Genomic DNA, 13,738 nt, shown 5'->3' with positions numbered 1-13,738 from the left:
TTGACCAACCGTAATATAGTCTGTAGGTTGGGACCAGCCGCCGATAGCCTAGCTAGCACCATTCGCGTAATTCGGCGTTGTCCCAACATCTGCGATTTATCTCTGAAGGTGGGACAGCGCGGAGTAGAATCCTTACAGATGAATACTTCATTAGCCGCTTGTCCAACCCTACGTACTAAAAACCAAAAACCATATACCACAAAAAAGCCCTCTCACAGAGTGAGAGGGCGACATTGTACTCCTCTCACTCCGTGAGAGAAATAAAAGACAGCGCGAATGAGGGGACATTTGTTTCAGAGAAAAGCAAACAACCAGACCAAAAACCATAACCCACAAAAAATGCCCTCTCACAAAGTAAGAGGGCTACTCGAAAAACCTCTCACGGAGTGAGAGGGATACATTCTGTCGTGATAGGGCGACACCACTAAAACTGGTATGCCTCGCCGTCCAGGACCAAAATCAGCGGTTCATCCTGAGCGAGGTACTTGGCCACTTCCTTGCCATGCTTGTCGATCAGATCAAAGTACTCCATGCTAAATCGCTCGATCTTCTTGGCTTCCTTTTCCTGCTTTTCGTTCGCGAGGGAGTCCACCCAATTGGCGTTGCGCAGGTAAAACGTCTTTTGACCCACCTGGCGGACGTTTTGCGTCACGGCCAGAGACTCTTTTTCGTCCTTCTGCAGCGTGACCGTCGGGCCAGTGGCAACTGCTCCGCTCGCCGAGGCCGCGCCGGCCGGAGCATTTGCCCCGCCGCCAAATCCTCCCCGTCCTGCCGTGGCCGCACTGGGCGCCTGCAAGCTAAATTGGTTCAATTGGGCGTTATCCGCCGGGGCTTGGGGGGCGCGATTCGCCTTGGCAATTTCATTCTTTAAAATCCGCTGCTCCACGCCTCCCGCTCCGTTGGATTCGGCAAAGTACCGCAACCGCCGGTCGGCTTCGTGCAGGTTGCTGGTCACATCTCGCAAATTTGTGTTTTCATCAGCCAAAAAACTGGTGTAGGGGGTCAAAATGCCATGCTTGGTCGAAAGCGTCACCAGTTCCTTGACCAATTCCTCGTTCCGGCCCTTGAGGTCCAGGTCATCCATGATCTCGCCGATTCGCCGCATCGCCCAGAGTTTTTCGACAAAGCCGTTGCTATCGTCGGCGCTTTTTTCCACCAGGTTCGCGGGAAAATCCAGCGTGACCTCTTTTCCCCCGACCTTGCCGGTCACGGTTACCTTGGCCGCGCCATGCTTTTTATAGCGGCCCACGATGACCAGCTGTTCGCCGGCAAACAGATCGGTGATGGTCTGGGGGTATTGGCGATTGACCAGCGGACCATCTTCGGTCTTGTGGCCATCCAGGTCAAATTTGATCGCCACATCGCTCATGACCGGCGCGCCAATGCGATTATAAAGCGCGCTGACGCGGGCTTCGATATCCTCATTGGGCCGGACAAATTCGCTCAGGCCAAAGTTTTCGCGCACCAGTTTATCCAGCAGGCGGCTATTCAGGTCGTAACCGACGCCAAACGCAAAAATCCGGGCCTTGAGCTTGTTCAGCTCGCGGGTCTGGGTGACGATCTTTTGCTCGTTGGTCTCGCCCGCGGTCGGCAGGCCATCAGTTAAAAAGATCACAAAGTTGGGACGCGAAGCATCCTGAATTTGGGCCAGGGCGGTTTTGAGCGCGCCGCTAATGTTGGTGCTGCCGCCGGCATACAGCCCCTCGACATACCCGAGCGCGCTTTTACGGGTTTCGTCGCCAAAGGTCTGCACTTCCGGTTTCCAGCTTTCCACTTTATCGTCGTAGGCAATGACATTAAACGTGTCCCCGTCGCGCAGGTTGTTCAGCACAAATTTCAGCGCGCCTTTGGCCTGCTCCATCTTCTTGCCGCTCATGCTGCCAGACTTATCCACGACAAACAGCACCGTCTTTTTGGGCCGCTCGGCCATGTCCGCCGCAATTTGCGGACTGGCTAACAGCAGTAGATACCCTTCCTCGTCGGTCGTGGGCCGGTAGGCAATCACGCTGGCGTTTACCTGGCCAGCGCCGACATCGTATAACAGGCGAAAATCCCCCGTGGGAATCGTGCTTTTGGCGGAATAACTAATCACCGCGGATTTCCCGTCGGGACGCTGGATATCAATGGCGTGGCTGGGACTATAAATGTTTTTGATTTCGACCTTGCTGTCGAGGTGCAGTTGAAATTTGATCTCTTCGATCGCCTCGCTGGTGTATTTGGCCGTGCTCAGGGGAAAGAGAAAATCGGTCATCCCGTCCAGCTTGCGGCACAGTTGCGTGTAGCGCAACGTCACTTTGCGTTCCGCCCCCGGAGGAACCGGAAACACGCTGGTTTGAAACATCCCCGTCCCCAGCCATTCCAACAGCGCGGGATCCTGATTCTTGCGGACGATCGCCTCGTATTGCGACCGGGCGGCCTTGGCATCCAGCAGCTTGGCCGGATATTCCTTGCCATCCACCAAGAGCGTCAATTGGTCAATCGCGCCGTCATACGGCAGCGGAAACACAAAGCTCACTTCCATTTGCCGACTGCCGGTGTTCACAAACGACTGGCTGACCTGCACGCTGGCCACTTGCTCGTTAATCCGGGCGTTGACCTCGAGCGCTTTGATCTTGTAGGTGCTTTCCGGCACGGGCGTCGGACGGGGACGCGGGTGGGGATGGGGATGCGGCGGATAGATAATTATCGGCCGCGGAAGCGGCACATGATCCGCTGGCTGAATATGAATCAAGAGTCCTTGCGCCAGCAGTGCCGCGGGAAAAAGGCTCCCTCCCCAGGCCAATAATCCACAAAGAACTAACAAAAATTTCCATCCCCGCGTCAACCGATTCATAAGGCACCTGTAAAAAGTGGTGTGTGATGTTACCGCCATGTCTGTATTCGTTCGAACTTGCCTGCTAACTCACGCTTATCGCCTGTCGCTATTTCCTAGGTTGAAAGCCACCCAGCGTTTGCTGCTCGCGCTCCAGGAGACGCAGTTGTCGTTCCACTTCTGTCCGCCGCGCTGTCACAATGGAATTGACTTGCTCCACCGCGGTCATAGGCCGGGGAGATTTGTCCGGCGATGCCGCCTGATGGCTCGGGGTGGCTTGTTCTGTCTGGTTGTCTGTTTTGGTTACTGTGGCCAGGTCAAAATCCGCCGGTAGCTCCACCACCGCCTGCTCGCTTTGCGCGACAAATCCCGTCCCAAAGGCATCCCCGCCAAAACTGGCCAACATATACCGCTTCCCGGACTGCATCGGCTGGCCAATCGTGGCCAACCGCGTTTTTCCCAGGGGACGATTTCCGTTGACGCGGTCCCCTTTGATAACATGCACAATCTTGACCTCAATCAGGGTCATACCGTCTTCTTTTGGGCCAAGCTCGAAACCAGGATTCAAGCATTCCACCACTAAAATTTCCGAAGCCTTTTCCACAAATTCCGCCGTAGGGGATGGGGGAAACACCGGCACGGCAAAGGACGCCACAGGAAATAGCCCCACCCACGCCAATAACATGATCGCAATGCCGCGCCCGAGTTTCATGACACACCAGGGGGGTAAAAAAATGCCGCCACGGTTTCCAAGGTACAACTGAGACGCATGAGACAGTCCAATAGTTTCCCATATCCAGGGGAAAATTGCGTCACGCGATTGTCACAAGCCCCAAATGCCCCCTTATCAAGCGACCAGCAACACATAAAATCCGCCCTGAAAATATGCGAATGTGGGAAAATTGGGGGTGCTAGGGGGGCTACAAAGTGCCCTTCCTGAAAAATTCCCTTGCGTCGAATGGTCCGCTTTGGCACTATTGGCCGAGTTTTTTCCAATGGCCGATTAACAGAATCGCTGGTTCATGCCACGCATGGCAAAGCTTGGTCCTCACCTGGGTTGGATGACCCTGGCGCTCCTGGCGGGCTGCCAAGGGGGCCCCCGCACGCCCATGCCGCCGCTCAATCCCCCCCAAGTAGGGATCGGACCCGCCGTCCCTTATTACTCGCCGCCAAAGCCTTTTACCGCGACTGGCTGGCAAAGCCTGCCCGTGGTGACGAATCCCATTCAGGCTCCGGTGGCGGATCGGGACTTTGCCTGGGATCAGATTGTCGATGTGGTGGACGATTATTTTAAAATCGAACGCGAGGAACGAGTGCGCCAAACGGGCGAGATTCTCACCGAGGGACGCATCGACACATATCCCCAAACGGCGGCCACCATCTTTGAACCGTGGCGCAGCGATGGTGTGACCCTTAGTGACCGCTGGCTAAGCACGTTGCAGTCATATCGCCGTCGTGCCAGCGTGCGCGTCATTCCCGACATTCAGGGTTTTCAAATTGAAGTCGTCGTCCAGCGCGAACTCGAAGACCTCCCCCGTCCCGCGCATGCCACCGCCGGCGCGGCGACCCTGCGGCATGACACATCTCCCGATCGCCGGACCGAGGCCGAGCCAGTGTTGGGCCGCGCGGTGGGGGATGACGCCCGGCCCGTGGCGAATCCCCCCCCCACATTGGGTTGGATCCCCGCGGGTCGGGATGAGCCGCTGGAACAGGAAATGTTATTACGGATCGCCGAACGACTTAACGTCACTACCGACGCCATTCGGGCGGGCCGTTTAACCCCCCATACCGCTGGGCCGGTGTTTGCGGCACCGGCGGTTGATACGACACCAGGCCTCATTGGACCCAATGGCCCCACCAGCGCGTCAGGCCTTCCCCCGGACGGAGCGCATATTGGATTGCCTCCCGAAGGACGTTAATCCGTTCGGTCAAAAGAGTTGCCACGCCGGTTATTCGTTCGACTGTTGATATTTGGTGATCTTTGTCGTGAAAATACTAATAGTTTTGGCTAATCAAAATTTACATCCATAAAAATTATTGCTAGAATGAAAAAAGCCTCCCTTGACGTTGTCAAAGTGCTATAAAAATCGTATGATCCTAGCGATTTAAGGTGCATAACCGCGATTTATTGTTGTTCCGACATGTTTCGGGTCACAAACAAGTTTCAGGTAACAAAATTCCTGGATATGATTTACACAAACACAACATCGTTAAGCTAGGGCACTCCTAAAAAGTCGGTAACCGCATGATATTGTCGGCTACCGAATAAGGAAAAAATTTAACGATTTAAGTGCGGCATTTCCCCCTCTGGGATGGGAAAAACCATCATATGGAAAAAAGCCGAAACTAGAATCTTTGTTACCTGAACAATTTTTTTTAGCAAACGGTGATTCATCCTTAAACGTAATTGAATTAACCAAAAGGCATGCGCGGCGGGGGCAAACATAGTAGTTTTTTGTTTTTGTTTAACGCTTTTAGTGTCCGTATTATTAACAAACTTTTTCTGGTGTGTGCAAAAAAATGTTGAATCGTCAATTGAGCGAAAACCTCCTTTCCGTTGCCGAGCGTCTGATCCAGCTTGCCCGTCAAGATGTCAAATTACGCGAAGATCTGGTCAACTTTGCCAATGACTTTTTGGACGAGTTGGAGGAAATGTCCGACGACAAAAACAATCACGAAGAAGATCGCGAGGCAGAGGAAAACCTGGGGGGACAAGACCAACAGCAGGCGGGCGAGCGGGAAGGGGGCTACGAGGGAGATTACCGCCGATCGCGCTACGAACAATCCAACTATAATGATAGCAATCGCTATTATCCGGCTAATCGGTCGGAGTATGGCCGTCCGGGATCCTATGAACCCCCGTCCCGCAAATTTGACGCCCCTTCGCCGCGGGGATACGACTCTAACCGCTCGACCGGCTACGAACGTCCCCCTTACGAATCCCGCGGCAATACTTATGAGCGTCCCTCGTTTGACCGGGGGGGAAACTACGAAAGGGGCGCGAACTACGATCGCGGGCCAAGTTACGAACGAGGGGGAAATTTTGAACGGGGACCCGCGCCGCGCGGATCCTACGAGACGCCCCGCGGGTATGATGACCCCGGCCGCAGTAATGGTGGAGGCTGGGACCCCCGCAATATCACCAGCGATAAAATGGAACTCACCCTCATTGAGGACCGCTGCAAACTCAAGGCCAAAGGAGCCCGCTGGGCGGCGGAGCGGCGGCGCATGATCAACTCGGGCGCGGATTTCCGCCTGGAAATCGATCCCAAGGACCGCGAAATCATCGCCCTGGCCAAGCAAATTCCCGAATGCTTCTTGTGGATGAATCATCCCAGCGGGCCCTCGCCGGCGAATTTGAACATGTTTGATGATCTGGCTGGCTGCTTTGAGGTCTTGGGCGAGACCGCGGCCCTGCTGCGCGAAATGCTTCCCGATGCCGAAGTCTTTCCCGATCTCTTCAACCGCGCGATGGAGCTAGCCGCCGAGGCCCAATCCGCCCTGCGCTCCGCGGTGTACCGGATCGACGGTCCCAATGACAACGACCAAAACGCGGTTTTTCATTGGCTAAAACGGACCGCCTCGGCCTTGCAAATTTTTATCCAACGTTACATGCGCGCCGATGACACGGCCAACCCCACCAAATACAACGAACTGCGCGACCGGATTGTCCAACTGGACAAAGAACTTGGCATCACCCGTAAAAAAGATAGGGACCGGGCCAAACACCTGAGCAAGGTCCGCCCCCTGGTGCGCGATCTGGCAACCCTGGGCGAGGACCAAAAGCGGGACCAATGGCAGGCGATCGCGCACGCCGTGGATGACGCAATCAATGGCGGTCTGCCGGTGACAGATTCAGAGTTGCGGGCGCTGTTATCGCCGTTTTTGCGACAAATTCCCGGCAACCCCGATTATCCCGAGGGGTTTTCGACCGTCCTGCGCGAATACGAGCACATCTCCGCCGCCCACCCCGCCAGTTATCATACCGATGAGGTTTAGCTTCCACGGTGTGAACTTCCACGGTGTGAACTTCCACGGTGTTAGCTTCCACGATGTGAACTTCCACGGTGGCGGTAGTATCCGTCGCCGTCATAACCCCTGGCTTACCGCCGCGCGGTAACCCAGGGGCACCTTGCATGACTACGTTCCCCGGGAGGCCCCGCGCCACCGCATTTCGCGGGTTATTTTTGGCACAACGCGGTAAAACGCCCACTTGCGGTACAATTCGTTTCCGCTACAATCTAAGATTCTGTTAAATCCGCTCTGGGTAGCGGGTGACAAATAGACATTTAAGCACATTAGGCAGTTCCATGGCACGCATTTGTGAAATTTGCAGCAAAGGCCCCCAGGTTGGCAATCAAGTGACCATCCGTGGCAAGGCCAAGTACCTGGGCGGGGTCGGTACCAAAATTACCGGCATCACGCGGCGGCAGTTTTTGCCTAATTTGCAGCGCGTGCGGGTAACGGTCAATGGCACCAACTCCACCAAGTTGGTCTGCACCCAGTGCATCAAAAGCGGCCGCATTGTGAAAACAGTGAAGCGTAAGCCGTTTCGCCTGGACCCCAAAGCCGCCAAAGTTTAGTAATCTTTGCCGTTGTTTTTGCCGCTGGATATTCTTGCGCACCCAGGCCAATTCCCATGTCCCTGACCCGGGCCGATGTCGAAAAAGTCTCGCTGCTGGCTCGGTTGCGGCTGACTCCCGCCGAAATTGATCTGTTCACGCCGCAACTCGGTGCGATCCTGGATTATGTCGAACAGCTAGGCCGATTGGACACCACCGATGTCAGTCCCATGGCCCACGCGGTCGAACTGACAAATGTCTTTCGCGCTGATGAATTGATTCCGTCGTTGCCACGGGAAGCCGCGTTGGTCAATGCCCCCCGGGCCGATGGCGAATGCTACCTGGTCCCCGCCGTTCTAGGAGAATGACCATGCGGCGCGGCGACCCCGGTTTGGCTTATTCCACGGCGTTAGATTATTTCGGCGCTCTGTGCCGCCGTGGGGTTGGCTAATTTTATGGACCTTACCCAATCCACCGCCAGCTCACTGTTAGAGCTTCTCGGCACGGGCCAATTGACATCCGTGGAGCTAACACGGCATTATTTGGACCGGATTGCCACCCATGATGCGCGGATTGGGGCGTTCTTGCGGGTGGATGCCGATTCCTCGCTGGCCCAGGCCCGCGCGATTGACGCCAAGCGCCAAGCGGGACAACCCGTGGGCCTACTCGGTGGCTTGCCGGTGGCGGTGAAAGATGTGATCGCGCAGCGGGGCGAATTGCTGACCTGCGGGTCGCGGATGCTGGAAAACTTTCGCTCTCCCTATGACGCGGGTATTATTGAGCGACTGACAGCGGCCGACGCGGTGCTCTTGGGCCGGACAAATATGGACGAGTTTGCGATGGGGGGGAGCAACGAAAACTCCGCTTATTTTCCCTGTCGCAATCCCTGGAATACCGCCTGTATCCCCGGCGGATCCAGTGGCGGCGCGGCGGCGGCCATCGCCGCCGACTTTGCCCCGCTCTCCATTGGCACCGACACCGGCGGCTCTATTCGCCAGCCAGCCGGCTTGTGCGGCGTAACCGGGCTGAAACCAACCTATGGGCGTGTCAGCCGCTATGGGCTGGTGGCGTTTGCCAGCAGCTTGGACCAGATTGGTCCGCTGGCGCACACCGCGCGGGACGCGGCCCTTTTACTACAGGTTATCGCCGGACACGACCCGCGCGATAGCACCAGCGTAAATGCGGCGGTGCCCCCATATTCGCAAACGGTGACCCAGCCTTTGGCGGGACTGCGGTTGGGGATCGTGCCCGAGCACTTTGCCGCCGGCCTGGATGGCGAAGTGGCCGCCGCCGTGAAATCCGCGATTAACGTGTACGAGACACTAGGCGCCAGCGTGCGCGAGGTCGAACTGCCACACGCCCAATATGCGGTGGCCACTTATTACATCATTGCCCCGTGCGAGGCCTCGAGCAACTTAGCCCGTTATGACGGCGTGCATTATGGCCGCCGGGCGGAGATGGGACCATTGACCGCGGAGCTAGCCGCCGAAAGGAAAGAGCTATTGGCGGCGGGGCGCGCGGCGGACGCCGCCAAAGTGGATAATAATTTGGTGCGCATGTACCGTCAGAGCCGGGCCGAGGGCTTTGGGACGGAGGTGAAGCGGCGCATCATGATCGGGGCGTACGCCCTCTCCGCCGGGTACTATGACGCATACTATGTCAAAGCGCTCAAGGTGCGGCGGCTGATCCGCCAGGATTACGACCGGGCGTTTGAGCATGTCGATTTGATCGTCGGGCCCGTCAGCCCCACCACCGCGTTTCCCATTGGTCAAAAAGCCAACGATCCGCTGGCGATGTATTTGGACGACCTTTACACCGTGAGCGCGAATCTGGCGGGGATTGGGGGGATTGCCATTCCCTGCGGTATGAGCGCGGCGGGCCTGCCGATTGGCCTGCAATTGACCGCCCCCCCGTTCCAAGAAGACCGCCTGCTGCGCGCGGCGCACATGTTCCAAACCGCGACCGACTGGCACACCCGCCGGCCAAAAATGTAAGCTACCTCCATGAGCGTTCCCTACACCACGATCATCGGGCTGGAAGTGCACGTGCAATTGAGCACGGCGACCAAGCTCTTTTGCGGGTGCGGCACGCGCTTTGGCGGCGCGCCCAACACCCAGACGTGCCCGGTCTGCATTGGCATGCCGGGGGTGCTTCCCGTGATGAATGGCCGCGCGTTTGAACTGGCCCTGCGGACGGCGCTGGCCCTCAATTGCGAGATTGCCCCTTATACCAAATGGGACCGCAAGCAATATTTTTATCCCGACCTGCCCAAGGGGTATCAAATCAGCCAATACGATCTGCCGTTTTCGTTTGACGGGTGGCTGGCGATCAGCGATCCCAAGGAGCGCTTTCCGGCTAAAAAAGTCGGCATTATTCGGGCGCATCTGGAGGAAGACGCCGGCAAAAGCATGCATGATGAGGCGACCGGCCGGGCCGATAGCCGAATCGACCTCAATCGCTGCGGCACTCCCTTGCTGGAAATCGTGAGCCAGCCGGATTTGCGCTCCGCGCTCGAGGCCAAAGCTTATCTCACCGAACTCAAGCTGCTCTTGGAATACCTGGAAGTATCCGACTGCAATATGCAGGAAGGCTCTTTGCGGGTCGATGCCAATGTCAATCTGCATATCGACGCTCCCGGCGAACGCCTGGCCAAAACGCCAATCGTCGAAATCAAAAACATGAACAGCTTTCGCGCCGTCGAGCGGGCCATTGCCTACGAGGCCGACCGTCAATACGATCTGTGGCGGGAACGCCAGATCGAATTGGGCCAGCCCGGCGGGCACAAAACCACCCGTGGCTGGGATGACACCGCGGGCGTGACGCGTCCCCAACGGGAAAAAGAGGAATCCGCCGACTACCGTTACTTTCCCGATCCCGATCTTACCCCTGTGACCGTCACCCGCGAGCAAATTGCGGCGGTGCGGGACCAACTGCCCGAGCCCCCCCCCGCCCTGCGAGCGCGGTTTGAGGCACAGTTTGGCCTGACACCCTACGATTGCGAAGTGCTGGTAAGTTCGGGTAAACCCATGGTCGCGTACTTTTTGGAATTGGCCGGACTCATCGGCGATGGCAAAACCGCCGTCAACTGGGTGACGCAGGATCTGGCCCGAACCCTGAATGAGCGCCAGGTGCCATTGGCCGAATTTCCCATCCGTCCGCCGGCGCTGGCGGAGCTTATCCAACGCGTCCAAGCGGGGGAATTCAACACCAGCAAGGCCCGCGAAGTGTTCGAGGCCATGCTCGCACAGGACTTGTCCGTCGCGGACGCCATTGCCAAACTGGGCATCACGCGGGTGGACGAGAGCGAACTCGTGGCCCTGTGCGAAAAATTACTGGCCGATAATCCCCGGATTGTGGCGGATGTCAAAGCGGGCAAACTGCAAGCGGCGGGGGGATTTGTGGGCCAGGCCAAAAAGCTCAATCCCAATGTCAACCCCGCCCGCGTGCGCGAACTGTGCCTGGAGCTGATTGCCAAAATGGGATCGTAGATCGGTGTTTAAGTGCCACGAGGGGGAAGAGAGATTTTAGCCACGGATTTCAAGAATTGCTAATTTGAGATTTCAGATTATTTGATTTGAAATTTGAGATTATCAAATTTGAGATTTCAGATTTGGATTGATTTGCAGTGGCTCGCTCAATCATAAAACCAATTTTTAGCCACGGATTTTCACTGATGTAACACGGATATTTCCTGAATTCATCCGTGAAAATCCGTGCTCATCCGTGGCTAAACTTACCTGTCGCTTGATTTCATGATTTCTTCGCCCCAGCAACTGGCCGACTGGGACCGCGACCATGTGTGGCACGCGTTTACCCAAATGGCCGAGTACCAGCCGTTTCTGATCGCCAGCGCGCAGGGGCGGACGCTGGTGGATATTCATGGAAAAACGTATCTCGACGGTGTCAGCAGTTTGTGGTGCAACCTGCTGGGGCATCGCGTGCCAGAGCTTGACAAAGCGATTCGTGAACAGCTTGACCAGGTCGCGCATGTAACGCTCCTAGGCATGGGGCACCCCACGACGGCGCGACTGGCGCGCAAACTAGCGGAACTGGCTCCGGCGGGGATGGAACACGTGTTTTTTTCGGATTCCGGGGCCTCCGCCGTGGAGGTCGCGCTCAAGCTTGCCTTTCAATATCAGCGGCAACGGCCCGATCCCCGTCCCGCCAAGACCGAATACATTGCCCTGACCGACGCGTATCATGGCGATACCTTAGGAGCTGTCAGCGTGGGGGGGGTGGCCCGTTTTCACGCTTTGTTTGATCCGCTGCTGTTTCCCGTGCGACGGCTCCCCGCGCCCGACCTGTACCGCCTGCCGCCGGGCGTCACCGCCGAGCAGGCCCGCGATTATTATACGGCCCAGCTGGAGCAACTGCTGGCGGAGCATCACGCCACGATTGCGGCCATGATTATCGAACCGCTCATGCAGTGCGCGGCGGGGATGCTGGCCCATCCAGTGGGATATTTGCAAAAAGTGCGCGAGCTGACACAGCGCTACGATGTGCTCCTTATCGCTGACGAGGTGGCGGTCGGCTGCGGCAGGACCGGGACGCTGTTTGCCTGCCAACAGGAACAGGTCGCGCCGGATTTGCTGTGCCTGGCCAAGGGGCTAACCGGCGGATATTTGCCTTTGGCGGCCACGCTGGCCAGCAAACAGATTTACCAAGCATTTTTGGGGGACTTTGCGGCGGGGAGGACATTTTTTCACGGCCACACTTACGGCGGCAACCCCCTGGGGGCGGCGGCGGCCCTGGCCACGCTGGAATATCTGGAAACTCAACAGATCCTGGAAAATCTTCCTCCCCGAATCGACCGTCTGCGTGCACGCCTGGACCGCATCGGGCGGCATGGCCACGTGGGCGATATCCGCCAGCGGGGAATGATCGTCGGGATCGAGCTAGTGCGCGATAAGACAACGCGTGAGTCGTTTGCCTGGACGGAACGCCGGGGCTGGCGGGTGTGCCAGCGGGCCTTGGAAAAAGGGGTCTGGCTGCGACCACTGGGAAATGTGGTGGTGATCTTTCCGCCGCTGACGACCACGCTGGCGGAGCTAGATCAAATCTGCGCCGCGGTCGAGGAGTCGATTCAGGAAGAGTTTGCCAGGGAAGGATTAGAATGAATATCAGATTTTTAGCCACGGATGTTCACTGACGGAACACAGATTTATTCGGATTTTATCCGCGAATATCCGTGTTCATCCGTGGCTATTTCTGAAAATTATTACCGCTATTGCGTTAACGACTTTTTGCCATTGGGCGAACCGGCGATATAAGTTCCCGGCGGCAAAAAGCGTCCCGCCGTGGCATAGCCTTGGTTTTGCAAAAGTGTTTGCGCCGCGCGGTACGCGGCAAAGCTATCGGGATGCGTCCAAAGCGTGATCGTGACATTGCGCGGGCTAAATTCCCGAATATCCCGCTGAAATTGCGAATTCGGTAGGCGGGCTTCCTCCAGCGTCTCGCCCAGGTTTTCTTGGTCCGGGACCAATTCGAACCGCCGCAAGGCCACTTTGACGCGGGATTGTTCGCGGTCCAACAAGATATCCAGGGAGTACCGCAGCTCAAAACCGCGTCGCGGACCGCAGCGAAATTCCTCGCCGGTCAATTCCTGCAGCAGCGTGATGCTATTGGCCCGGTCGATTTGCGGCTTCAACTCCTTCTTAGCCAATTCAATCAATTCATCCATCGGCACATAGGCGATCCGACCATTTTTAATCTGAAAATGCGCCTCCTCGCCATCCACCACCTTTGCCAGCGGCGTGGCATAGGCGGCGATCTCCACCGCCGGGGGCGCGGCCGTCGGGACAGGCTGCGAGAGCGCGGCGGTCGCGGCGGCCACCTCGGACCGCGCGGCCGCCAATTGCCGCTGCAAATCAAAATCCCGTTGTTCTTCCGCGCTCAGGCGGGCCCGCTCGCTTTGCAGTTTTAATTCTCCCTCGGCCAGCAGACTGGTAAATTGCGAGCGGCGGGCCAGGGTGATTTCAAACTGTTGCTTAAGCTGCGCCGTGGTTTGGTCGAGTTTTTGTACTTCTTCCTCCAGCGCGCGATTGTTCCGCCCGGCGGTCCGCAATTCCGCATTCAATGCCTCCAGCTCCCGCCGGGCCGCGGCTTGCTTGGACCGCAATTTTTCTAGCTCTGTGGGATCCACCACATTATTAGCGGTGGGATATTTAGCCGCCGCGGGTGGTACCGAGGGGTGGACAACAGCGGTGGATTCCGCCGCGGGGGGAGCCTTGCCCGCCCGAATGCCGGTGATCACAACCAGAATAATCATGATCCCCACGACGTTGGTGATCACGTCCAAAAAGGAATCCTGGCCAACCGCTTCGATTTCTTCAGGTTTGCGTGGCATGAAGTGTCTGTGTGGCGG

The 13,738-nt window shown here is 57.1% G+C and carries 10 protein-coding genes; 7 read left to right on the top strand and 3 right to left on the bottom strand.

Features of this window, described 5'->3' with window-relative positions; translation table 11 throughout:
• Positions 1-424 precede the first annotated feature (424 nt).
• Both SFX18_11705 and SFX18_11700 read right to left on the bottom strand, forming a co-directional pair.
• Complete coding sequence (locus tag SFX18_11705; protein ID MDX1963813.1) at positions 425-2,833, bottom strand: VIT and VWA domain-containing protein; 2,409 nt, start codon at positions 2,831-2,833, stop codon at positions 425-427.
• An 88-nt stretch (positions 2,834-2,921) separates the two neighbouring features.
• Positions 2,922-3,524: a hypothetical protein gene (locus tag SFX18_11700; protein ID MDX1963812.1), complete on the bottom strand. Its 603-nt coding sequence runs from the start codon at positions 3,522-3,524 to the stop codon at positions 2,922-2,924.
• Between the two features lie 310 nt (positions 3,525-3,834).
• On the opposite strand from SFX18_11700, the gene SFX18_11695 reads away from it, so the two are divergent.
• The 7 genes from SFX18_11695 to bioA all read left to right on the top strand — a co-directional run bounded on the left by SFX18_11695 (position 3,835) and on the right by bioA (position 12,491).
• Positions 3,835-4,731 carry a hypothetical protein gene (locus SFX18_11695; GenBank protein MDX1963811.1) on the top strand — a complete coding sequence of 299 codons (897 nt, stop codon included), beginning with the start codon at positions 3,835-3,837 and terminating at the stop codon, positions 4,729-4,731.
• A gap of 601 nt (positions 4,732-5,332) precedes the next feature.
• Complete coding sequence (locus SFX18_11690) at positions 5,333-6,811, top strand: hypothetical protein (GenBank protein ID MDX1963810.1); 1,479 nt, start codon at positions 5,333-5,335, stop codon at positions 6,809-6,811.
• 311 nt (positions 6,812-7,122) lie between these two features.
• A complete protein-coding gene (gene rpmB / locus SFX18_11685; GenBank protein MDX1963809.1) occupies positions 7,123-7,395 on the top strand; it encodes a 50S ribosomal protein L28 in 273 nt (90 codons plus the stop codon).
• A gap of 56 nt (positions 7,396-7,451) precedes the next feature.
• Positions 7,452-7,742, top strand: coding sequence for an Asp-tRNA(Asn)/Glu-tRNA(Gln) amidotransferase subunit GatC (gatC, locus tag SFX18_11680; GenBank protein MDX1963808.1), 291 nt, complete (start codon positions 7,452-7,454; stop codon positions 7,740-7,742).
• Between the two features lie 87 nt (positions 7,743-7,829).
• On the top strand, positions 7,830-9,368 hold the full coding sequence (gatA, locus tag SFX18_11675; protein ID MDX1963807.1) for an Asp-tRNA(Asn)/Glu-tRNA(Gln) amidotransferase subunit GatA: 1,539 nt from the start codon (positions 7,830-7,832) through the stop codon (positions 9,366-9,368).
• Between the two features lie 9 nt (positions 9,369-9,377).
• Entirely contained in the window at positions 9,378-10,862 is a 1,485-nt protein-coding gene (gatB, locus tag SFX18_11670) for an Asp-tRNA(Asn)/Glu-tRNA(Gln) amidotransferase subunit GatB (protein ID MDX1963806.1), read from the top strand.
• Between the two features lie 264 nt (positions 10,863-11,126).
• Positions 11,127-12,491 (top strand): adenosylmethionine--8-amino-7-oxononanoate transaminase, encoded by a 1,365-nt coding sequence (gene bioA, locus SFX18_11665; GenBank protein ID MDX1963805.1) that lies wholly within the window; start codon positions 11,127-11,129, stop codon positions 12,489-12,491.
• Between the two features lie 107 nt (positions 12,492-12,598).
• Here the strand turns inward: bioA and SFX18_11660 are convergent, their stop codons facing one another.
• Complete coding sequence (locus tag SFX18_11660; protein MDX1963804.1) at positions 12,599-13,720, bottom strand: hypothetical protein; 1,122 nt, start codon at positions 13,718-13,720, stop codon at positions 12,599-12,601.
• Positions 13,721-13,738 lie beyond the last annotated feature (18 nt).

The sequence above is a fragment of the Pirellulales bacterium genome (assembly GCA_033762255.1).
In the GTDB taxonomy this organism is placed as follows: Bacteria; Planctomycetota; Planctomycetia; order Pirellulales; family JALHPA01; genus JANRLT01.
This window is presented reverse-complemented; position numbering and strand designations above follow the sequence as displayed.